Source organism: Bradyrhizobium algeriense (assembly GCF_003062295.1).
In the GTDB taxonomy this organism is placed as follows: domain Bacteria; phylum Pseudomonadota; class Alphaproteobacteria; order Rhizobiales; family Xanthobacteraceae; genus Bradyrhizobium; species Bradyrhizobium algeriense.
Genome location: NZ_PYCN01000003.1, coordinates 485,095 through 505,874 on the forward strand (window position 1 = coordinate 485,095; position 20,780 = coordinate 505,874).

Consider the following 20,780-nt stretch of genomic DNA (forward strand, 5'->3'; position numbering starts at 1 on the left):
GAGCGTGCATGCAGTGAGGATCCGAAGTCATCGGCCCTCGCCCTTTTGTTCGAACCATAAGGATAGACCCATGACCAGTTGGACGACGTTCTTTCCCACCACTTCACTCGGACTGATCCGCTCCACGCTTGGAGCCGTAACGGGTCTCGCCCTCGCCGCCGCGATCGCGCCGGCCGCGGCGGAGACGCCCTGGTTTCCGATGAAAGTCTACGACGCCTCATCCGGTACGCCCAAGCCGGCTGAGTACACGCCGCTCGCCAAGGCCGAGAAGCCGCACAAGCTCTGCGTCCTCTTTCCGCATATGAAAGACAGCTTCTGGGTGGCAGTCGCCTACGGCATCGTGAAGCAGGCCGAGGCAATGAACGTCAACATGACGCTCTACGAAGCCGGCGGCTACGAGAACCTGCCCAAGCAGCTCTCGCAGTTCGACGATTGCATGGCGAGCAATCCCGATGCCATCATTGTCGGCGCCATCTCCGGCGCTGGCCTCAGCAAGAAGTTCGAAGAAGCCAAGGCCAAGGGCGTGCCGGCCGTCGGCGTCGCCAACCCGCTGCCGCCAAACGCCCTGCCCGCCGCCATTTACGTCGATTTTGTCGCCATGGGCGCGGTGACCGGCGAGGGTCTGCTGGCGCAGGCCAAGCCCGGTGACAAGCTCAACATCGTGACCTTTCCGGGTCCAGCCGGATCAGGCTGGGCGGAGTCGTTCAACGAGGGCTTCAAGAAGGCGGTCGCAAAGAATCCGAACGCCAAGGTCCTCGCCGAGAAATTCGGCGACTCCGGCGTCGCGGTCCAGCTCCAACTGATCCAGGACGCGCTGCAGGCCTACCCGAGCATGAACGTGATCTGGGGTACCGCCCCGACCGCTGAAGCTGCAGTCGGTGCCGTCGCGGAAGCCGGACGAGCCGACATGAAGATCATGTCCTCCTACGAGAACCAGGCCATGCTCGACGCGCTGAACCGCGGCGACGTCCTGGCCTTCGCGACCCAGTACCCGGTCGGCGAAGGCGCCGTCTCGGTCGACCAGGCCGTGCGCCTCATTGAGAAAAAGCCCGTCATGAGCCTGGCACAGCCGCTGGCTTCGGCGGTCGACAAGACAACCGTGCCGAAACTGCAAATGGGCCTCGTCCTCGCGCCCGGAAGCTGGACCCCAGTCTACTCGGTCAAGGCCAAGTAGGCGCCCCCATATCAGGCGCGCGAGAAATGATTTCTCCCGCCTGATTGCCGATCGCGTAGGGAGAAGGAGATGGACACCAACACGGGCCTGAAGCGGACCGAGCCCCTGCTCGAATTGAGGGGCATTTCGAAACGGTTCACGGGTGTCCAGGCTCTGGACCGGGTCGACCTCGATGTCAGAGCCGGTGAATTGCATGTCCTGTTCGGCGAGAACGGTGCCGGCAAGTCGACCTTGATCAACGTGATCGCGGGGACTTTCCCGCCAGACGAAGGCACGTTCCGGTTCGGCGGCGAGGAGATCCGCCATCTCACTCCGCAGCAGGCGCGCACGATCGGGATTAGTCCTGTGTTCCAGGAATTCTCGCTGGTCCCGAGTCTCACGGTGGAGGAAAACCTGTTTCTCGGCCGGGAGATCTCAAGCAAGGGTGTTCTGCGCGGGCGCGAGATGCGAAAGCGCGCGAAAGCGCTCATCGAAGAACTCGGCTTTGACCTCAATCCTTCGAAGCGCGTCGACGACCTCTCACGCGCGCACCAGCAGATGGCCGAGATCGCGAAGGCCCTGCTTGGCCAGGTGCGCCTGCTGATCCTCGACGAGCCGACCGCCTCGCTGACCGAGCGCGAGACTGGCCGGCTGTTCGAGCTGATCGCCCGGCTGAAGGGACAGAACGTCGGCCTCATCTATGTCTCGCACCGCATGCGCGAGATCCGCGCGCTCGCGGACCGCGTGACCGTGCTGCGCGACGGCCGCCACATCCGCACCCTCGATGCCGCCATGTCGACCGACAGTGAACTGGTCGAACTGATGACCGGTCGCAAGATCGACCTGCTCTTTCCAACGATCCAGCACAAGGCGAGCAAGGTCCTGGTCGACGTCGAGAACCTCACGCTGGTCGACGGCAGCGTTCGCGACGTGAACTTCCACGCCCGGGCCGGCGAAATCACCGGCATCGCGGGCCTCGTCGGCTGCGGCAAATCGGAGCTGATCCGCGCGATCTACGGGCTCGAGCCAATCGCTCGAGGCGTCATTCGCGTCGACGGGACGCCCTACGAATTCCCGGCACCACGCCGAAGTCTGAAGCACGGTGTCGCCTATTTCCCCGCCAACCGGATCGTGGAAGGGCTCGCGCTGTCGCGTCCCATCCGCGAAAACGTCTCGATGACCGTGCTCGACCTCCCGTCCTTCGCCCGTTTCGGCGTACTGCGCCAGGGCGCGGAACGCGCAACGATCATGACCATCATGGAGCGGCTGCAGCTAAGGCCCCCAAATATCGAGCGCACCGCGGGCGCGCTGTCCGGTGGCAATCGCCAGAAAGTGATGCTCGGCCGCGCGCTCACACGCGATCTGACGGTCTTCCTGTTCGATGAGCCGAGCGTCGGCATCGACGTCGGCGCCAAGCTGGAGGTCTACGAATTCATGAAGCGGCTCGTGGAGGCCGGTGCCGCGGTGATCGTCGTGTCGTCCGAACTGCCGGAAGTGCTTGCCCTTTCGAATCGGCTCTACGTCATGCACCACGGGCGCATCGCCACCGAGCTCAAGGGCGTGGAGAAGACCGAGCAGAACGTGCTCGCAAGCTTCTTCAAGGACCATCTCACAGCGGAGGTCGCATGAGCACCGCCCTCGCCGCCTCCCAGCCCCACACAGCCACCAGCCTCGGCAGATTGATCGCCGGACGGATCGGCTTCCTGCCAGCCTTGCTGGTGGCGCTCATCGTCGGCATGTCGGTAATCGACTCGCAGTTCTACGGTGTCATCAACCTCCTCAACATCCTGCGGAATGCCTCGTTCCTGGCCATCGTCGCCTGCGGTCAGGCGCTGGTGATCATTGCCGGCGGCTTCGATCTCTCCGTCGGCGCAGTCGTGGCGCTGGCGAGCGTGGTGACCGCCAAGACCATGGCGGCCGCGTCGGCCGCCTTTCCCGGCAACAATGCCGTCATCATCGCGAGCGGCGTTGCTGCCGGGCTTGGCAGCGGGCTCGCGGTCGGGCTCGTCAATGGATTCTGCGTGGCCAAATTGAAAGTCTCAGGCTTCGTGGTGACCTTGGGCACGATGTCTGCGACTGCCGGCGTCGGACTCATGATCACGAGCGGGATCCCGGTCTACGGCATGCCCGAGGTGTTCGTGAAAGGTTTTGGGCGCGCCCAGGTCTTCGGCCTGCCGACGGCGGTCTATGTCGCGCTCGCCGTGATTCTCGTGATGATGTTCATCCAGCGACGGACGCTCTTTGGCCGCTATGTCTACGCGATCGGCGGCAACGTGGACGCGGCCGTCGTGTCCGGCGTGTCGATCCAGCGACATATAGTCGGCACCTATGTTGTCTCCAGCGTGTTGGCAGCTCTGACCGGCATCCTGCTGACGGCGCAGGTTGGTTCCGGTCAGGCGAGTTTCGGCGGCGACCGCATGATGCTGCAGTCGATCGCCGCTGCGGTGATCGGCGGCGTAAGCCTGCGTGGCGGCGTTGGCCGGGTCGAGATCGTCACCATTAGCGCACTGTTCCTGACCATCCTCGGCAATGCGCTCAATCTCCTGCATATCAACTCCCGTCTCCAGCCAGTCTTTCTCGGTGTGATCATGGTAGCGGCCGTGGCGCTGGACGAACTCAGTCAGCGGAGAAGATCCCGTGTCTGACGTCGAGTTCTCCGTCACCGCCAAGGACAGGGGATACATGAGGCTGCTGCCGACCCAGTGGCTCTGGCGCGCAGTGTTGCCGATCGCGCTGCTCGTCATCCTGTTCGGCTTCTCAGCCGTCGACCGTGGCGTGCTCTCGCCGGCCAATCTGCTCAATATCGCACAACAGACGAGCTACCTCGCTCTCTTCGCCATGGCGCAGACGGTGGTCATCCTGACGCGCGGCTTCGACCTTGCCCTTGGCCCGGCAGTATCGATGGTCAGCGTCGGCACGGCGCTCGCCATGGCCGGCGCCACGGCAGCCGGTCATGATACGACCGTAGTGCTGCTCGCAGGCCTCGGCGCCGGCTTCGGCCTTGGTATCGCTTGCGGGCTCTTCAACGGCGTGGTCATCGCAGTCCTGGGGGTCAGTCCCTTTGTCGCGACGCTCGGCAGCTACAACATCGCGATTGGCGTCGCGACCACCCTTTCCTCCGGGCGCCCCGTGCAAGGCGTACCTGACTTATTCTCGCAGATCTTCTACGGCGGCAGTGTCTTCGGCGTGCCGGCGGCCATCGTGATCACGGTCATGATCGGCGCCGGCCTGCAACTGATGCTGGCTCGTACCGTCTTCGGCCGTTCGCTCTACATCATCGGCACCAATCCGCGCGCCGCGGCGGTGGCTGGCCTGCCGGTGAAACGAATCCTGGTCGCGACCTATGTGCTCTGCTCGGCGCTTGCCGCGCTCTGCGCTATCATGATGACGGCACGCACGGGTTCGGGCGAGCCGAACCTCGGCGGCTCGCTTTCGCTGCAGGCGATCGCCGGCGCCGTGGTGGGCGGAACGAGCCTCGCGGGCGGCCGCGGCGGGGTCGGTACCGCCGTACTGGGCGCGCTATTCGTCACGATCCTCTCAAACGGCATGAATCTTACCCGCATCGACGGTTACGTGCAGATGGTCGTGCTAGGCGCCATCGTCATCGTCGGCGTGCTGCTCGATCGCCTGCGGCAGGAGCAGAGTTGATGCCAACCCATCCCAATCTCCGTGCCGATCGAATCGAAGGTACTGGTGCCATGAATACGCCCTCTGCGCGATCGATCTACGTTGCTCGTTCGCTCCCGGTCGCAATCGATGCGCTCAACGAATGCGGCGCCGCTGGCGCCCCATTCGCCGGTGGCACCTGGATCATGCGATCGCCGATCCGGCATGAACCACATAAGCCCCATTACGTCGCGATCGGAAGGATCGCGGAGCTGACGGCGATCAGGATCGATGCCGACGTTGTCGAGATCGGCGCGGCCGTCACTCACGCCGCGCTCGCGGCAGCGCTGGCGGACCTCCCCGAATTCAACGTCCTTGCGATGGCAGCCGGCCGCTCCGCCAATCCGGCGATCCGCGCGATGGCGACCGTCGGCGGCAATCTCTCGACATCGGGATTCGCTGCGGCAGACTGCGTGCCCGCGCTGCTCTGCCTGGAGGCCGAAGTCGAGATCTCCAGCCGGGGCGATCAGACGAGGATCGGCCTGGAGCGTTTCCTCCAGATCAGACCGACACTTGAGCCGGGCCGGCTGCTCACCCGGATCATCCTGCCCCGGAGGGGTCGCAAGACCGCCCATGCGCGCCTGCCGCTGCGAAAGTCCGGAGATTATCCGGCCGCCATCGTCAGTCTCGCGGTGAGCTTCGACGCGGCGGCCCGCGTTCAGGCAGCGCGCATCGCGGTCGGCTCGGTCGAGCCGGTTGCGCGCCGATGGGAACGGCTCGAAGCGGCGCTGGTTGGCCGCCCGCTGGATCCGGCGCAGGCAGCGGAGGCCGCAGTCGAACTGGCCAACGAATTTTCAGGTCGCGACAGCGTGGAGTTACCCGCCTGGTATCGCGTCAGCGTCTTGCCCAGCCTCGTACGTCGTGCGGCCGTCGCCGCGCTCGACGCGAAAATGGAGAGTTGACATGGTCCTCAGCCTCACCGTCAACGGCGATCGCCTTTCATCACCCTCCGATCCCATCACCCCGCTTATCGACGTCCTGCGCGAGGACTTCCACCTGACCGGCGCCAAGCCGGTATGCCGCGAAGGCTTCTGCGGCGCCTGCATGGTGCTGGTCGACGGCCTGCCCACGCTGTCGTGCCTGATGCCGGCGGCACTCGCCGCCGGTTGCGAGATCCGCACTGTAGAGAGCCTGGCCGTCGACGGCACGCTTACACCGATCCAGGCCGCCCTCGAGGCCTGCGACGCGGTCCAATGCGGCATGTGCTTTCCCGGCATGGTGGTGACCCTCACCCATCTAATGACGACCAAGCCCGGTGCGACGCGCGAAGATATCCGCGCTGCGCTGACTGGCAACATCTGTCGTTGCACTGGATATGAACGTATTGTCGAAGCGGCATTGATCGCTGCCGCTGGCAAATGATCGGAGATGCATGATGTCCGAAGATTTCGCTGCGACGGACTTTCGCCGGCGCGATGCCCGGGACAAGCTGTGTGGTCGCACGCGCTATACCATCGATCGCTATTTGCCGGGCATGCTGCACGCAGTTGTGCTCCGCGCCAGCGTACCTTCCGGACGCATCGTCCGTCTCGACGTCTCCAAGGCTGCACGTATGCCCGGTGTGCGCGCGATCGCGACGGCTGCGGATGCACCCGGCAAGATCGGAATCGGCATCGCCGACCACCCGCTGTTCGCCCGTGACCTGATCCGCTACGACGGCGAGCCGCTCGCGGCGATCGCAGCCGATACGCTGGTCGAGGCCAACGCCGCGCTTGCGGCGATCGACGTCGAGATCGAGCCGCTGCCGGCTGTGCTCACCATGGCAGAGGCGCTCGCGCCGACAGCGCCACTCGTTCATCCCGACTGGCGCGAGCACGAGATTCTGCTCGCAGGCGAGGCCCGCGAAGGCAACGTCGCCTGGGAGGCGACTGTGGTCCGCGGTGACGTCGATAGCGCTTTTGCCCGATCGGATGCTATGATCGTCGACAGCACGTTCCGCGTCGGCCGCCAGAACCATGTCGCCTTCGAAGCGCGCGCCGTTGTTGCAAGCTACGAGGACGGACGCTTCCATATCGAAACATCGACGCAGGCGCCATGGACCGTCCGGAACGCGACAGCCCGCCTCCTGGGCGTTCCCGCCTCGCAAGTACGGGTCACGGTGCCGCCCGTCGGCGGGGGCTTCGGACTCAAGTTCGACATCGCCATCGAGCCCTTCGCCGCCCTGCTCGCCCGCGCAAGTGGACGGCCGGTACGCCTCGTCAATTCGCGCGAGGAGGAAATGCTGACTTGCCTCTTCCGCGAGAACGCCGAAATCCGCATTCGCTCGGCCGTGACACGCGAAGGCGAGATCGTCGGCCGCGAAGCGGTCGTTTTGATGGATTGCGGCGCTTATGGCGGCGAGCAGGTTTTCCTGACCACCATGACTGCACATACGCTTGGCGGAAACTACCGGCTCGGTTCAGTGAGGCTGGTGTCGCGGGCGATCTACACCAACACCGCCCCGAACGGCGCTTTCCGGTGCTGCAACGGCGTCTACAATACCTTCGCGCTCGAACGGCATACGGATGAGATCGCCGCGAAAATCGGCATGGATCCCCTCCTCTTCCGCCGCCGCAATGTGCTCGGCAACGGCGATCTCGGCGCAACCGGTCAGGTGTTCGAAGGTGACGTGCTCGGCCCGATGCTCGACCGCATGGATACGATGCGCGAGGCGACCGCAAAGCCGCCCGCGCGCGCCGACGGCCGGCTCTACGGCCGCGCGACCACGGTCGGCACCTGGTTTGTCTTCGTGGGGCCATCGGCGGCGACCGTCAACATGAACGCCGACGGAACAGCCACGCTCGTCACATCCGGCGTCGAGATCGGTTCCGGCTCGATGATGCAGGCACTTCCCCAGATCGTCTCGGCTACGCTCGGTATCGCTCCCGAGGATGTGGTTGTGCGCGCGGCCGACACAGACGCCGCCGGCTACGATGTCGGAGTCGGTGGCGGTCGAACGACCGTGTCGCTTGGCGCGGCCAGCCTTGCGGCGGCGCAGGAGGTGCGGAAGAAGCTGCTGAACGTCGCCTCGGAGATGATCGAGGCATCGCCTGATGACCTGGTCATGCGCAACGGGCGCATAGAAATCGCGGGAGCGCCCGGCTCCGGCCGTTCGATTACCGAGGTCGCCACCCTCGCTCAGGCACAAGTCGGCCCGGTCTCGGGCACCGGCGCGTTCACGGGAAGCGGCGTGCCGGCCATGCCGGGATGCGTCGCCGGTCATTTCATTGACGCGATCGACATCCCGGTTTTCGCGGTACATGACTGTGAGGTGGCCGTCGACTCGGAGACCGGGCATGTCGAGGTGCTGAGCTACCAAGTCGTTCAGGACGTCGGCCGTGCGCTGAACCCGCGCGCCATTCGCAATCAAATTCAGGGCGGGGTCGTCCAGGGGCTGGGCTACGCCTTGCACGAGGAAGTGACGATCGGCACGAATGGCCGAGTATGTCAGAATAGCTTCGAGACCTACCGCGTACCACTGGCGCTGGATGTCGTGCCGGTCGAGACGAACCTATACGAAGGCGCACCGTCGATGGGTCCGCTCGGCACCAAAGGTGCAGGTGAGGTGCCGATCCTGAACGTCGGGGCGACCGTCGCCTGCGCCGTGGCGAACGCAACGGGAAAGCGTGTCCAGGAACTGCCGCTGACGCCGTCGCGGGTGCTCGAACTTCTGCTCGACCGCAAGAGTGACCTCAGCTTCCCCCACATCGCAGAGGCCTGGGGCGAAAATCTGGTACGACCGCATGGCACAGCCGGATAGAACTGATCCAGGGTGCAGCAACGCTTCAAAACCGCGGGATACATAGCTCAAATGCTCTGCCCGTAACTACCCTTTGCGGCCGCGGCACTCACGTAGCCGAGCCGGACATCACGCTCGACAAACTCCCGCGCCCGCATGCACAACAGCCGTATCCTCCAGGCAAGAGATCAAATGAAACGGCTTCTTCGCACCTGTGACACCAGAAACTGGCCGGAGAGCCAGGCCTCGAACCTGGAGCCTCTGGTTTTGGAGACCAGCGCTCGTCCACTTGAGCTTCACTCCGAAAACTGGTCCTGCCCCGTGTTTTCCTGCTCCACAAACAAGCGTCCTAGCTGATAGACGAGGTCGGAAATAGATTGGTCGCTCGTAACGGTTTCGAACCGTCCTGTTTGCCGTTATGAGCAGCAACTCCTCTCCGAGAGGCCGAGCGGCTGGTAGCGGATGAAGGAATCGAACCTTCGTATGCGCGCTCAAAACGCGCCGTCATGCCACTGAACGAACCCGCCCAACATGGCGCACCCTGCGAGAATTGAACTCGCCTCCTCTATCTGAAAAACAGATATCCTTGCCGATAGACGAAGGGTGCAAATATGGTGCGGGCTGCCGGAATCGAACCGACTTTGCCTGGTTGGAAGCCAAGTGATCAGCCTATGACCCAAGCCCGCGAAAGATGATGTGTGAACATCACCTACCTGAAAACCAAATCCATGACGTGCTCGCTCAGGACAGCGATTCGCGACGTCTGCGTTTGAACAGAGAAATAGCGTTCGCCGACAGAACCGAGTTGAAATATCGGTGCGCTCGACTGGACTCAAGCCAGCATAAGGCGGAGTAGAAATCCGCTGACCATCCAGTTGGTCCACGAGCACGTGAAACAACTCTGTAGTTTCCTTCCGCAATCCGGCGATCTGTTTGTCTTGGATGACCCGGCCGGTGCTGCCCCGGCTCATGACGGTTTTGCAGACCGCCGCGTTCCTGTTTCGCCACGGGTCAATAACGATGGTCAGCGTGGTGTGATTTGGACACACGATCCCCTGCTTCCAAGGCAGGTAGGGACGACCGGGCTCCCCCACACGCTGATGATTGGCCTTCCGGACAGGATTCGAACCTGCATACCTTCGCGTCCGTAGCGCGCTGCTCATCCAATTGAGCTACCGGAAGATGAACTGACAATGCGAGGCTGATCCGAAGCGGTTTCAACCGCCCGAACGGCGGATGCTTCCATTTCGAAGATCTAAGGAAAACATCAGCACTGAAAGTGAATTGGCTCCCGCCCACGGTTTCGAACCGCGCTACCCCGGTTAACAGCCGGGCGCCCTCACCGAGATGGCTCGACGGGAATGAGATGGTGGAGAGTGCCGGTACCGCCCCGGCCGCGTCGATCTTGCAAGGATCAACTGCACCCTTGTGCACTCCCCGTAATGGTGTCCAGAGTCAGTGCCGCCCTGACCTCCTCGGCTTTTCAAACCGATGCTTTCACTGGATTAGCTTCCTGGACGGCGAGTTGCGCAAATGCGCTACTTCGCAATTTGGCGCGGACCAGCGGAATCGAACCGCTATCAATGCGCGGGCAGCGCACGGCACTCCCAATATACCAGATCCGCGAATTTTGACGGCCATTTGCGAATTTCGGTCGCTATCGCAAATCTGCAGGAGGATGGTGGGTAACCGCGGAATTGAACCGCGCATGCGCATAGGCGCAGGCTTTACAGGCCCACTCAGTCACCAGACTTGGCGTTACCCTAAATGTTTTGCCCCCCGTCGGGCGGAGAGCCTCGCTGGCCCGGCGGGACTGCAGTTTTCGACCATCAAGCTTGGCCGCCAGGAAAGGCCTCGAACCTATGTCGTCGACCTTCGAAGGGTTACACTCTACGTGGTTATCACCGCCGGCCGAAGCCGGCGGCTTATTTCTCGAGTTCGACGTCCCAGTACAAGAAGTCGCGCCATGTCTCGTGCAAAAAGTTCGGCGGGAAGTGCCGCTGCGCGGCCATCAGCTGATGCACCGTTGGCTCGGACGGTTTCCGGCGAGGTTTCTCCAGCCTCGTGTCCTTGCGCATATTGCAGGGGCTGCACGCCGTCGCGATATTCTCCCACGATGTCACGCCTCCTGCGGCGCGCGGCAGGACATGGTCGAAGGTGAGATCGTTCGGGCGGTGCTGGATGGAGCAATACTGGCACACGAAGTGATCGCGCAGGAAGACGTTGAACCGTGTGAAGGCAACCCGGGGCGGCGGTCGCACGTACTCGCGTAGTGCAATCACCGACGGCAGCCGCATCGCGGTCGACGGGCTGCGCACCACCTGGTCGTACTCGGCCACGATGACGTGCGATCCCTTCACCACCGCCTTGACGGCATCCTCCCAGCCGAACAGGCTGAGTGGGAAATAGCTAAGCGGTTGGAAATCCGCGTTGAGCACCAGCGCGGGGCAGTTCTTAAACATGACGACCTCCTTCGCGAGAATTCTCTCGACTGAAATTGGCGCCCCTGACGAGAATCGAACTCGCCGCAACTCGATCGACAGTCGAGCCCCGTCGCCAGCTGGGTCCAGGAGCAATTTGAATTCTGCAAAGTGGTGCGGCCGCCGAGAGTCGAACTCGGATGCACAAGGCGCGCGCCCCTCAAGCGCGGGTGTCTACCGTTCCACCACGGCCGCGGAATCGTCTTTTTCGAGGTCCCGACTTTCCGCAGGACATCGCTCGAATTGGAGGACCAGGTCGGACTCGAACCGACGGTGACTTGCGTCGACGGATTAAGAATCCGCTCCCTTGGCCGCTGGGGGCACTGGTCCATGATTGGAGGATCCGGGTGGTTTCGAACCACTTGCGCACGGCTTAAAAGGCCGCTCCATCTCCAGTCAGGTTTAACGCTCCGGATCCATCGTCTTGATGGTTGCGGCGGCAAGCCGCGCCGGTTTCGTAGGGCGTGCCTTGATGGCATCGCTCCTTTCCGTCAAAGTCGTGACAGCGATGGTCATGTCGGCCTCCTTTCGGTTGGTGCTCCAGTCAGGAATCGAACCTGCATCAACCGCTTATCGAGCGGTCGCACTGCCATTGTGCTACAAGAGCGTGAATTGGTGCGCTTTCACGGAATCGAACCGCGGACAACCGCCATGTCGCGGCGGTACTCTACCTCTGAGCTAAAGGCGCATGATTGGTACCCCCGGCTCGGATCGAACGAGCGTATCTCGGTATGTAAAACCGATGCCTTACCGCTTGGCTACGGGAGCGTGATGGTGCGAGCGGAGGGAATTGAACGCCCACGGGCAAGCCCGTCGCAGTCTGAGTGCGGTGCGTCTACCAGTTTCGCCACGCTCGCGTTACGTATTGAAGATCACACACGACGATTGGTGCTGACGGGAGGGCTCGAGTCTCCGCGCTTCGGTTTACAAAACCGTTGCTCTCCATCTGAGCTACGCCAGCGTTGAAATTCACAAACGGCCGGAAAACCCGGCCAATAGAAATTCTGCGCTGCCCTGAAACCACCGTTTGCCGCCCCACCAAAGGGGACCAGTACCGGATCAGCGGGCCATCTTATGTCCTTGCAGGGACGGCCATCCTGAATTCGAAATCACTTCACGTCATCACGCGACCTCACGACGCCGGCAGGTGTCCGCCGGGCGAGTTCGGTTGATGTAGTCGAGATAGATCTGCTCGGCCTGAGCCTCGGAAATCCCGCGGCGCTGCGTCACGATACGCACGAAGGCACGCGCTACCGGCGAGGAGAAAATCCTCTGGCGGCCACGGTTCTCGAGTGTGGTGGTGGTGTTGCGGGTCATCTTCGCTCTCTGCCTGGAGGCAGAGGGTAGATTCCCACTGCCGATTTACGCTCTTGCTGTTCCGATCGTCCCGAGATTTTCGGGTGCCAGATAGCTCGAACCTTGCTTCGCCACGCACATGCGCGACCAATCGCACGGCCGAATAAACGGCAGCGCGCTGGCGGCTTTCGCGACGATATGTGAGCGCAGGCTCAACATGGCTTCGGTCCTTAAGAGCGCCGGCGAATTCCGGCGAAGGGTCGTTGTGAAATCTCCTATGCGCAGAAGATTTAAAATTCGTCAAGAGATCGGCGCAAACAATTTTCTAGACGAGGTTGTGTTCTTTGCCCCCGTTCCGTGGCGTTGATGCGGGACAACCGCCTCAAGATACTAGAGATTCGAGTCGTGCGCGCCCGTTTACCTTGACGCCGCAGATCACGAAAAAATGCCGTCAGGTAACCTCCTCGGTCTTTCTATCGCCAATGCGATCGTGCTCGCGCACGGAGGCGCGCTGTCGCTGCACGACCGGCAACCGCACGGACTGTTGATCTGTCAGGGCGTCAATACAGGCCAGTATGGGTCACTCCATAACCGCTCATTCATTTCACTAGTCTTTTTGTATCTCAGATCCGCCATGCCCCGGAAAAGTCGATCGATGGTGCGATAACCAGGGTCGACATGGAAAGTGTCTCCCGTCGTTGGCCTTGCGTCATCAAGGGCAGGTAAAGCCGTAACCTTCAATTCGTCGCAACAGCAATGGGAGCAGCACCGTATCCTCAACGTCGTCGCAGCCCGCTCACAGAATGCGATAGACCGATACTATTCCTCGCGAAACGCGCGGTTGATCTGATCCTTCAGCGGCTTGACCAGATAGGATATGACTGTTCGCTCGCCGGTCTGAATGAATGCTTCGGCCGGCATCCCGGGCACCAGCGCGAGCTTGCCGAGACGCGCAAGCTCCTTTGGCGGCACGGCGATGCGAACAACATAGTAGGATAGTCCACTCCTTTGATCCTGCGTCAGATCGGCGGCAATGCGGCTGACTTCGCCGTTCAGTTCCGGCGTGGTTCGCTGATTGAAGGCCGACATGCGCAAAACCGTCCGCTGGCCCAACCGGATCTGGTCGATATCCTGCGGCTGGATCTGCGCCTCCAACGCCAGCCTGTCGCTATCAGGCACGATCAACATGATCGTATCGGCCGGTGAAATTACGCCGCCCACCGTATGAACCGCAAGCTCGTGCACCAGACCGCTTTGCGGCGCCACGAGATCGATGCGCTTCAACTGATCCTCTGCCGCAACCTTGCGTTCGACGTACTCCGCCGTTTGCGCTTCAATCTCGCGCAGGCTGTTGGCCACCTCGCTGCGAAGATCCTGATCGACCTGGATGATCTGCAGCTGAGTCTCCGCGATCTTGCCGCCGGACTGGGCCTGCGCCGCGGCGAGCCGGCCGCGCTCGCCGTCCAGATTGGTGCCTTCGCGCTCCAGCGCCATCATGCGCTGGATCGGCACGAGACCCTGCTCCCAGAGTTCGCGCACCCCTTTGAGTTCCCGTTCGATCAAAGCGATGCCCCGCACCTTCGCGTCTTCCTGGGAGACCAGGCCGCGTACTTCTTTCTCGTATTGAAGGATGCGTTCGCGCAACTGCGCCTTCTGCCCGAATCGCGCTTCGCGGCGAAGCTCGAATAGTTTGCGTTCCCCCGCCAGTAGCTGCGCAACATCGCTGTCGCCTGCGCGCGTCATCAGCGCCGCGGGAAATGCGATCGTTGGCGCTTCATCGCGCTCCGCTTCCAGTCGCGCGCGCCGCACTGCGAATTCGTCCAGCCGCTTGGTGACGATAGCGAGGCTGGAACGCGTTTGCGTCGCATCCAGCCGCATCACGACGTCACCCGCGGTAACGCGCTGGCCCTCGCGCGCCAGAATTTCACCAACCACACCGCCAGTTGGATGCTGCACCTTCTTCACGTAGGAATCGACGACGAAATGCCCGGTCGCGACCACAGCGCCGGCTAGATTTGTCGCCGCCGCCCATCCGCCGATGCCTGCCACGAGAAACAGACTCGCAAGACCACCGACGAGGAGATGGCGCCGGATCGAGCGCGCGAGAGAGAGGTCGTGGTCAGCGTTCGACATCGACTTCATCCGTATGCTGGTCCGGCGATCTGCCTGGATCCGGTTCCGTGGCAGCCGTCGCGACAACGCGGAACGGCGCGGTAGCGCGGAACCCGGTCGAGTAGCCTGCGGCTGTCGTCATGGTGGCCGGCGGCGAATTTGCACCTTTGAGGGTGCGCGACAGCACCTCGTCGCGCGGTCCGAATGCCTTCATTCTTCCTGCCTCGATGACGGCCACGAGGTCCACCACCGCGAGCGCGCTGGGGCGATGCGCGACCACCACGACGATGCCCTTGCGTTCGCGCACCGACGTCATTGCCTGGACGACGGCCTTCTCGCCTTCCGCATCGAGGTTCGCGTTGGGTTCGTCGAGCACGACGAGAAACGGATCACGATAAAGCGCGCGAGCGAGACCGATGCGCTGGCGCTGCCCCGCCGAAAGGGCCGAGCCCGCCTCGCCAATCCGGGTCTCGTAGCCGCTGTCAAAGCGAAGAATGAGATCGTGCGCGCCCGCCGCCCGGGCCGCAGCGACGATGGCGTCGGCATCAGCATCCGCTTCGAAACGGGAGATGTTCTCTGCAATGGTGCCGTCGAACAGTTCGACACCCTGCGGCAAATAGCCGACGTGGCGTCCCAGTTCTTCCCGGTTCCATTGATCGAAACCCGCGCCATCGATGCGCACCTTGCCGCTTGTCGGAGTCCAGACGCCGACCAGCCCGCGCGCAAGTGTGGATTTTCCACTGCCGCTCGGACCGATAATGCCAAGCGCACTTCCCGCCGGCAAAACAAAATTGGCTCCTGTAAGGGTGGGCTTCTTCTCGCCGGGAGGCGCGATGCTCACCGCCTCCGCGCGCAACTCGCGCTCCGGCTTCGGCAGCGCCATGATCGCACGCGTCTCAGGCAGCAGCGCGAACAGTTCCCCGAGCCGGCCCCAGCTCTGCCGCGCCATCAGGAACGGCTTCCAGCTGGCAATCGCGAGATCGACCGGCGCCAGCGCGCGGCCCATCATGATCGAACTCGCGATCATGACGCCGGCGCTCGTCTCCTGCCTGATGACCAGATAGGCACCGACCGCCAGCATGGCCGATTGCAGGATCATGCGCAGCGATCTGGACACGCCGCCGAGGCCACCGGCGATATCGCCGGTGCGCCGGTTTGCGGCGAGATAGTCCGTATTCGCCTTTTGCCAGCGTTCCGCCACACGACCGCCAAGCCCCATGGCGCGGACCGCTTCAGCGTTTCGCCGACCGGCCTCCATCAGTGCGTTGCGCGCCATGCCGTGTTGCATCGCCGCGCGCGTCGGTCCACGCGACAGGGCGTCTGTAACGACCGTGAGCGCCACCAGCACGATCGCGCCGACAAGCGCCGTGATCCCGATCCAGAAATGGAACAGGAAGCAGATGCCGAGATAGAGCGGCATCCATGGCAGATCGAACAGTGCCGTGGGCCCCTGCCCGGACAGGAAGCCGCGAACATTGTCGAGGTCTCGCAGCGGCTGCAGGCCGTCGCCCGGCATCCGGGCCTTGAGTGGCAAAGAGACGATCGCCTCATGCACGCGACCGGACAATTTGCGATCGAAGGTCTCACCGATCCGCAGCAGTACGCGCGCCCGGATCACATCCAGCATCGATTGAAACGCAAATAGAACCACGGCCAGCACCGCAAGCCCGACCAGCGTGGAAACACTGCGGCTGGCCAACACGCGGTCATAGACCTGCAGCATGAACAGCGGCGACGTCAGCGCCAGGATATTGACCGCGCCGCTGACCACCGCAATTCCGGCGAACACCGGCGCCAGCGACGACACGACCGCCGCAGCCAAAGGCTGCGACGGTTTGCGATGCGGGATTTTCAGCACGGGCCGTTCTCAGACCAGGATATTGCCGCAGAGAATCAGGTTGGCAATGTCGGTCCCGACATAACCATCCAACTGGAGTGTGTTCGCGCCGTCGGTGATGGTGAGAACGCCGGTGTTGTCCCACCAGTTGCTGTGGTTGAAGACCAGATCGACATAGTTCGAAATGCCCGTCACCGCCTGCAGATCGATGACATCGTCATTTCCGGTATCGGTACCCAAATCGGCGATGACGTCGTTGGCCCAGCCGTCAGCAAAGGTGAACGTATCGTCGCCGAGATTGCCGGTGAACGTGTCATCGCCGGCAAAACTCAGCATGACATCGTTGCCCACGGTGCCGTTCTGGATAGTCCCCTGCTCGGCAAAATAGCCGTAGAGGCCATCCAGGCTGCCGTTCTGCGATAGATCGGCAATCGCAGCATCGAAAGCCGGCGTCAGCGTCGCGGCGCCGAAACTGACCGACAGGCCTTCATCCTGCACCCACTGATCGGTGGACGACACATAAGCGAGATTGCTGCCGAGCGTGAGCGTGGAGACCGTGCCATCGACAACGCCGGGCGTATAGCTGAAATCGGTTCCGTTCACGATCACGGACGACTTGTCATTGTCCACGCCGCCGACGATGCGCGTCCCAGCATACCACTGGTCCGACACGTTCCTGACGGCGTTGAAGCCGCCAGTGCCGCGATACTCGAAATTGTCGATCCAGTTGTCCAGGAAGACCGGAAGGTTGCTGCTCGCGCTTGAGTAGTTCAGTACCAATGCCATTCTCTAACTCCTCGGATTTTCTTGATGACGATAATCGGAATTGTTGCAGGCTTCCGCCGCGTTCACAGACGAACGCGGCGCGCCTTTGCAAAAGTCGGGATGTCTCTCACGCAAACTCAAAGTTCGCGGCCGTCAGCCCCGTTACGCCGGTGATCGTGATACCGTCCGTAAAATCGGCGCTGCTGATGACGGTGTCAGTTCCGATCGTGGAAATAAACAGGTCTCCCAATCCCGTTGCACCCCACGCCGAGACGTCGAGGATATCGGCAGCCAGATCGAAGCTGTTGACGGTGTCGAACGAGGAGCCGTCCTGGAATACGAAAGTATCCTGACCGCCGAAACCGAGCAGCGTATCGTCGAGGCCCAGATTCCCGACCTGCATTGTGCCCTGCTCGGCAAAGTAGTCCGTCAGACCTGGGAAGGTCCCCAGACCGTCAACGGCTCCGCCGTGCGACAGGCTGTAGATCGCATAGGCGAACGTGGTCGTATCCGGCATGTAGCCGCTCACATTGGTGATGATGAGCTCTTGATCCTGCACCCACAGATCCTGGCCTGCATCATACTCGAGGTTTCGGCCGAGCGTGAGCGAAGTGACATCGCCGTTGAACAGGCCCGGTGAATAACTGTAGTCGTCGATCTCCATGATGACCGAGGGAATGTTGTTGTCGACGCCTTCGGTATCGACACCGGCGGACCACTGATCCTGGCCGGTGGAGAATGACCGGGAGAACCAACCGTTACCGTTGTAGGAGAAGTTCGTGTCATAGGCCGCCAGGTAGGATGGAAGGTTGCTGCTCGCTGCGGTCAGCTCAATCAACAGTGTCATTTCTTGTTTCCCTTTGCCTGTTTCATCTGTTCGCCCCACGACGAACCTCGCATCCACAGCCTGCGACTGTGGAATTCCTAGAATTTGTAATTGAGCGATACCGTTGCCGTTCGTCCGGGCGCGGCGAAAAAGTTGGCGCCAAGGGCCGGAGCGTAAGCTACGTCCGTGAGATTGGTGACCGCGAAGCGCAGCTTCGTGTTCGGATCGAAGGCATAGGATCCGTAGATGTCGTAAACCCGGTAGCCGGCCATTTCGTAGCCGGTCCGAAGGGAGCCCAGCGCCGGCTCCGTCTTCGATACGTCGGTGACCCGTCCGCCCAACGTCAGCTTTTCTTCGAACAGGCGCACACCCGCATCAAGCGTGACCCGCAGCTTGGGTTGTTCGAAGATCACGGCGGCGCCCCTGCCGCGGTTGATCGGGATGCTGTTTCCTGAAGGCGAGGTAAAGCTATCGGCAAATTCGGTATCGATGCGCGTCAGCGTGCCCCCGATGTAAATCATCCGGGCGTCGTAGTTGCCCTCGATCTCAAGACCCTTCATTCGCGTCACGCCATCGAGATTCACGTATGAAGTATACTGGTGCTGGGCCGCCGAATTGTAGATGTAGCCGAAACTGATGTAGTCCGTGATCTCACGATAGAAGCCGACAGCCTTGAAACGGAAGGTGTCGCGCTCCGAAAATATTCCATTGCGAAGAATGTTGGCGCCGAGCTCATAAGTGTCGCCGCGTTCCGGCCTGAGATACGGATTCGGCGCATAGCCATTGACGGCGGGCCCGCCGTGCCCACCGTTTAGAAACGACTCCATGATGGTCGGCGGCCGGTAGCTCTTCGAGTATTTGACGAACGGCTGAAGCCAATCGACGGGCTTCACCGCGATGGTCATTGTCGGCAGCAACGCTCCGCCGGAGTTATCGACCTTGACGTCATGCCTCTTGTAGTATTCCGGCCCGTATATCGGCTCGGTTCGAGCGGGAATGCCAGGAGTGGGACCGGTGCATCGGAAATTGGGAGGGAACGGCGGTGAAGGCCAGCAGACCCGCGGCGTAGGCGGCACAGCAGGAATAACAACGTAACCTATGATGTCCTTCGTCTTGTTGCCGTAGATCGTCGTTGTGCCCTCCGCATGGTACCAGTCGTAACGCAAGCCGCCTGAAACGGTCAGCCAGTCTGTGGGCGTATACTTCGCGTTGCCGAAACCACTGACGATCTCGCGCTTGCCACTCGGTGTGCCGCCCGAAAGCGTGCTTGAGTAATCGACGCCGTCGTCTGCTACATAGCCACGGGTGAGAGCGGTCTTGCCGTCGTCGCTGAAGGCTTCCATGCCGTAGTTGAGGGCGAGAGCTCCCAGAAGCGTATCGAAGCGGCTGGTGTTCTCGACGCTGCCGCCGAGTGTCCCCATAACGTAGTTCGACGGTCCCGTCGAAAGGATCGAGCCTTCCTCGACCTTGTTGTTCCTGATGTTGTTGTAGTAGAGGCGGGCCTTCAGATCGATCAGCTCGTTGTCGGGCTTCCAGTCGAGTGCAGAGGTGAAGGTGTTATTGACAACGCCTTCCGTCGCCTTCTGCAGGTTGCCTTGGCTCCCTGGGGAGTCGTAGTTTCCGGTGTTGAACCTGGAATCGTTCCGCACCCAGCCAAGCGTGACCTTGACGTCTTCCGTAACCTGGCCTTCGGCTTTCAGAATGGTGGAGCGAACTTCCTGGCCGGAGAACAGCAACACATCCCCGGCATAGGTTGCCGCGCTATTGATGGTGCCGTTCTTGCCGATGTCATAGGCGCCGATGTTCTTGTAGCTGATGCCGCCGAGAACGGAAAATCGGTCGGACAGACGCACCGCGGCCGCCGTCGACCCGTCGAAATTGAACTGGTTGGTCCCCGTGGTGAGGTTGACCTGACCGCCGTACTGCTTGCCCGGCGCTATCAGGTCCTCAGCCAGAAGGGTTCGGTAATTGACAGAACCGCCCAGCGCACCGGCGCTGCCGACGCCCGATGTCGTGCTTTTCTCGATGTCGATGGCGCGAATAAAGGCCGTGTCGATATAAGTGCGCTGCGTGGAGCCATGCGCACTGCGCTGAAAGCTTTGCCGTGCACCATCGATCATGGTGGCGATGCGATCCTGGTCCTGAAGGCCACGGATATTGACGCTGATGCCCGGGTTCTGCGCTTCCGAGCGGTTGGCATAGACACCGGCGACGTTGTCGAGCAGGTCGCGGGCGTTGCGGGTCGGACTGTTCTCGATCGCCTCGCGCGAAATCACGCTGACGGCCGCCGGTGCCTCATAGACCCAGTCCGGCGTACCCTGGTAACCGGACCCCGAAATGGCATTCCGGCCGCCCGATATAACCAGTGGATCGAGCTGGGTTGCGCCGGGGACATACACCTCCGCGGCCGGCGAGGTCGTCGCCCCGATAACAGCTGTACGGTCGGCCGTGACGCGAAATGCGATACCCGTGTTTCGCAACATCAGCGCCAGCGCTTGCTCCGGTGTAAAGCTGCCGTTGACAGCATTGGACGTCAGCCCGCGCGACGTTGCGGCGGACAATGTCACCTGCAATCCGGACTGGCGGCCGAAGGCATTGAGCGCAAGACCCAGTGGCTGCGCCGGAATGTTGAAGTTGCGCGGCGCCGCCGCGTCACCACCCTGAACTTGAACTATTCCAGAACCGGGCACCGTCTGCGCGAATGCACGCGAGGCACTGTCCGCCGCGACCAGCGCCGCAACAAGGCACGCAATGTGTGCGACGTTCGCAATCTTTTCGTTGATTTCATTGAAAATAGTCTTCTTCGAAACGCACATTACAGCCCCGTACTCCAGTCTGCCGCCGCGCATTTTCTTTTCGAATGCGCTTCCCGACTAAAGACGATCGGCTCGATACTTTTTTTCAGGATTGTCGCGCATCCGGCGCGA

At 62.0% G+C, this 20,780-nt stretch carries 14 protein-coding genes and 19 tRNA genes; 7 read left to right on the forward strand and 26 right to left on the reverse strand.

Annotated features, from left to right (window positions below):
- Positions 1–70 precede the first annotated feature (70 nt).
- From torT to C7G61_RS09915, 7 genes are all read left to right on the forward strand, one after another.
- Positions 71–1,174 carry a TMAO reductase system periplasmic protein TorT gene (gene torT / locus C7G61_RS09885; RefSeq protein ID WP_244608224.1) on the forward strand — a complete coding sequence of 368 codons (1,104 nt, stop codon included), beginning with the start codon at positions 71–73 and terminating at the stop codon, positions 1,172–1,174.
- A gap of 69 nt (positions 1,175–1,243) precedes the next feature.
- On the forward strand, positions 1,244–2,782 hold the full coding sequence (locus C7G61_RS09890; protein WP_108513890.1) for a sugar ABC transporter ATP-binding protein: 1,539 nt from the start codon (positions 1,244–1,246) through the stop codon (positions 2,780–2,782).
- Complete coding sequence (locus tag C7G61_RS09895) at positions 2,779–3,798, forward strand: ABC transporter permease (protein WP_108513891.1); 1,020 nt, start codon at positions 2,779–2,781, stop codon at positions 3,796–3,798. The genes C7G61_RS09890 and C7G61_RS09895 overlap by 4 nt, the downstream gene beginning before the upstream one ends.
- Positions 3,791–4,801, forward strand: a complete 1,011-nt coding sequence (locus C7G61_RS09900) for an ABC transporter permease (RefSeq protein ID WP_108513892.1) — start codon at positions 3,791–3,793, stop codon at positions 4,799–4,801. The genes C7G61_RS09895 and C7G61_RS09900 overlap by 8 nt, the downstream gene beginning before the upstream one ends.
- Before the next feature lie 50 nt (positions 4,802–4,851).
- Positions 4,852–5,721 (forward strand): FAD binding domain-containing protein, encoded by an 870-nt coding sequence (locus C7G61_RS09905; protein ID WP_108514096.1) that lies wholly within the window; start codon positions 4,852–4,854, stop codon positions 5,719–5,721.
- A gap of 1 nt (position 5,722) precedes the next feature.
- A complete protein-coding gene (locus C7G61_RS09910; RefSeq protein WP_108513893.1) occupies positions 5,723–6,181 on the forward strand; it encodes a (2Fe-2S)-binding protein in 459 nt (152 codons plus the stop codon).
- Positions 6,182–6,194: 13 nt separating this feature from the next.
- Entirely contained in the window at positions 6,195–8,558 is a 2,364-nt protein-coding gene (locus C7G61_RS09915) for a xanthine dehydrogenase family protein molybdopterin-binding subunit (protein ID WP_108513894.1), read from the forward strand.
- Between the two features lie 207 nt (positions 8,559–8,765).
- Here the strand turns inward: C7G61_RS09915 and C7G61_RS09920 are convergent.
- From C7G61_RS09920 to C7G61_RS10020, 26 genes are all read right to left on the reverse strand, one after another.
- Positions 8,766–8,841: transfer RNA gene (locus C7G61_RS09920), tRNA-Trp, on the reverse strand.
- Positions 8,842–8,990: 149 nt separating this feature from the next.
- Positions 8,991–9,064, reverse strand: a tRNA-Gln gene (locus tag C7G61_RS09925).
- 5 nt (positions 9,065–9,069) lie between these two features.
- Positions 9,070–9,144, reverse strand: a tRNA-Glu gene (locus C7G61_RS09930).
- Between the two features lie 5 nt (positions 9,145–9,149).
- Positions 9,150–9,223: transfer RNA gene (locus tag C7G61_RS09935), tRNA-Gly, on the reverse strand.
- A 131-nt stretch (positions 9,224–9,354) separates the two neighbouring features.
- Positions 9,355–9,427 (reverse strand) — tRNA-Arg (locus tag C7G61_RS44360).
- 49 nt (positions 9,428–9,476) lie between these two features.
- A tRNA-Cys gene (locus tag C7G61_RS44365) sits at positions 9,477–9,551 on the reverse strand.
- A 7-nt stretch (positions 9,552–9,558) separates the two neighbouring features.
- Positions 9,559–9,637 (reverse strand) — tRNA-Pro (locus tag C7G61_RS44370).
- Positions 9,638–9,642: 5 nt separating this feature from the next.
- Positions 9,643–9,719: transfer RNA gene (locus tag C7G61_RS09940), tRNA-Arg, on the reverse strand.
- A 103-nt stretch (positions 9,720–9,822) separates the two neighbouring features.
- Positions 9,823–9,898, reverse strand: a tRNA-Asn gene (locus C7G61_RS44375).
- 190 nt (positions 9,899–10,088) lie between these two features.
- Positions 10,089–10,162 (reverse strand) — tRNA-Gly (locus C7G61_RS44380).
- A 54-nt stretch (positions 10,163–10,216) separates the two neighbouring features.
- Positions 10,217–10,301: transfer RNA gene (locus C7G61_RS44385), tRNA-Tyr, on the reverse strand.
- Positions 10,302–10,462: 161 nt separating this feature from the next.
- On the reverse strand, positions 10,463–10,999 hold the full coding sequence (locus C7G61_RS09945) for an HNH endonuclease (RefSeq protein WP_108513895.1): 537 nt from the start codon (positions 10,997–10,999) through the stop codon (positions 10,463–10,465).
- Positions 11,000–11,035: 36 nt separating this feature from the next.
- A tRNA-Asp gene (locus tag C7G61_RS09950) sits at positions 11,036–11,111 on the reverse strand.
- Between the two features lie 18 nt (positions 11,112–11,129).
- Positions 11,130–11,212: transfer RNA gene (locus tag C7G61_RS09955), tRNA-Leu, on the reverse strand.
- Positions 11,213–11,261: 49 nt separating this feature from the next.
- Positions 11,262–11,347: transfer RNA gene (locus C7G61_RS09960), tRNA-Lys, on the reverse strand.
- A gap of 203 nt (positions 11,348–11,550) precedes the next feature.
- Positions 11,551–11,624 (reverse strand) — tRNA-Ile (locus C7G61_RS09965).
- Positions 11,625–11,630: 6 nt separating this feature from the next.
- Positions 11,631–11,705: transfer RNA gene (locus C7G61_RS09970), tRNA-Val, on the reverse strand.
- Between the two features lie 5 nt (positions 11,706–11,710).
- Positions 11,711–11,785, reverse strand: a tRNA-Val gene (locus tag C7G61_RS09975).
- A gap of 4 nt (positions 11,786–11,789) precedes the next feature.
- A tRNA-Leu gene (locus C7G61_RS09980) sits at positions 11,790–11,874 on the reverse strand.
- A gap of 29 nt (positions 11,875–11,903) precedes the next feature.
- Positions 11,904–11,978 (reverse strand) — tRNA-Thr (locus C7G61_RS09985).
- Between the two features lie 161 nt (positions 11,979–12,139).
- A complete protein-coding gene (locus C7G61_RS09990; RefSeq protein ID WP_108513896.1) occupies positions 12,140–12,334 on the reverse strand; it encodes a hypothetical protein in 195 nt (64 codons plus the stop codon).
- A 798-nt stretch (positions 12,335–13,132) separates the two neighbouring features.
- Entirely contained in the window at positions 13,133–14,446 is a 1,314-nt protein-coding gene (locus C7G61_RS10000; RefSeq protein ID WP_108513898.1) for an HlyD family type I secretion periplasmic adaptor subunit, read from the reverse strand.
- On the reverse strand, positions 14,433–16,283 hold the full coding sequence (locus tag C7G61_RS10005) for a type I secretion system permease/ATPase (protein WP_108513899.1): 1,851 nt from the start codon (positions 16,281–16,283) through the stop codon (positions 14,433–14,435). The genes C7G61_RS10000 and C7G61_RS10005 overlap by 14 nt, the downstream gene beginning before the upstream one ends.
- 9 nt (positions 16,284–16,292) lie before the next feature.
- Entirely contained in the window at positions 16,293–17,048 is a 756-nt protein-coding gene (locus tag C7G61_RS10010) for a hypothetical protein (RefSeq protein ID WP_108513900.1), read from the reverse strand.
- A 106-nt stretch (positions 17,049–17,154) separates the two neighbouring features.
- Positions 17,155–17,874 (reverse strand): hypothetical protein, encoded by a 720-nt coding sequence (locus tag C7G61_RS10015; protein WP_108513901.1) that lies wholly within the window; start codon positions 17,872–17,874, stop codon positions 17,155–17,157.
- 77 nt (positions 17,875–17,951) lie between these two features.
- Complete coding sequence (locus C7G61_RS10020) at positions 17,952–20,702, reverse strand: TonB-dependent receptor (protein ID WP_244608225.1); 2,751 nt, start codon at positions 20,700–20,702, stop codon at positions 17,952–17,954.
- Positions 20,703–20,780 lie beyond the last annotated feature (78 nt).

Bases quoted from the DNA above. Each gene is read 5' to 3' on its own strand.
- C7G61_RS09890 (WP_108513890.1), top strand. From the start codon at position 1,244: ATGGACACCAACACGGGCCTGAAGCGGACCGAGCCCCTGCTCGAATTG.
- C7G61_RS09905 (WP_108514096.1), top strand. From the start codon at position 4,852: ATGAATACGCCCTCTGCGCGATCGATCTACGTTGCTCGTTCGCTCCCG.
- C7G61_RS10010 (WP_108513900.1), bottom strand. From the start codon at position 17,048: ATGGCATTGGTACTGAACTACTCAAGCGCGAGCAGCAACCTTCCGGTC.
- C7G61_RS09915 (WP_108513894.1), top strand. From the start codon at position 6,195: ATGTCCGAAGATTTCGCTGCGACGGACTTTCGCCGGCGCGATGCCCGG.
- C7G61_RS09990 (WP_108513896.1), bottom strand. From the start codon at position 12,334: ATGACCCGCAACACCACCACCACACTCGAGAACCGTGGCCGCCAGAGG.
- C7G61_RS10015 (WP_108513901.1), bottom strand. From the start codon at position 17,874: ATGACACTGTTGATTGAGCTGACCGCAGCGAGCAGCAACCTTCCATCC.
- C7G61_RS10020 (WP_244608225.1), bottom strand. From the start codon at position 20,702: ATGCGCGGCGGCAGACTGGAGTACGGGGCTGTAATGTGCGTTTCGAAG.
- C7G61_RS10000 (WP_108513898.1), bottom strand. From the start codon at position 14,446: ATGTCGAACGCTGACCACGACCTCTCTCTCGCGCGCTCGATCCGGCGC.
- C7G61_RS09945 (WP_108513895.1), bottom strand. From the start codon at position 10,999: ATGTTTAAGAACTGCCCCGCGCTGGTGCTCAACGCGGATTTCCAACCG.
- C7G61_RS09895 (WP_108513891.1), top strand. From the start codon at position 2,779: ATGAGCACCGCCCTCGCCGCCTCCCAGCCCCACACAGCCACCAGCCTC.
- torT (WP_244608224.1), top strand. From the start codon at position 71: ATGACCAGTTGGACGACGTTCTTTCCCACCACTTCACTCGGACTGATC.
- C7G61_RS09910 (WP_108513893.1), top strand. From the start codon at position 5,723: ATGGTCCTCAGCCTCACCGTCAACGGCGATCGCCTTTCATCACCCTCC.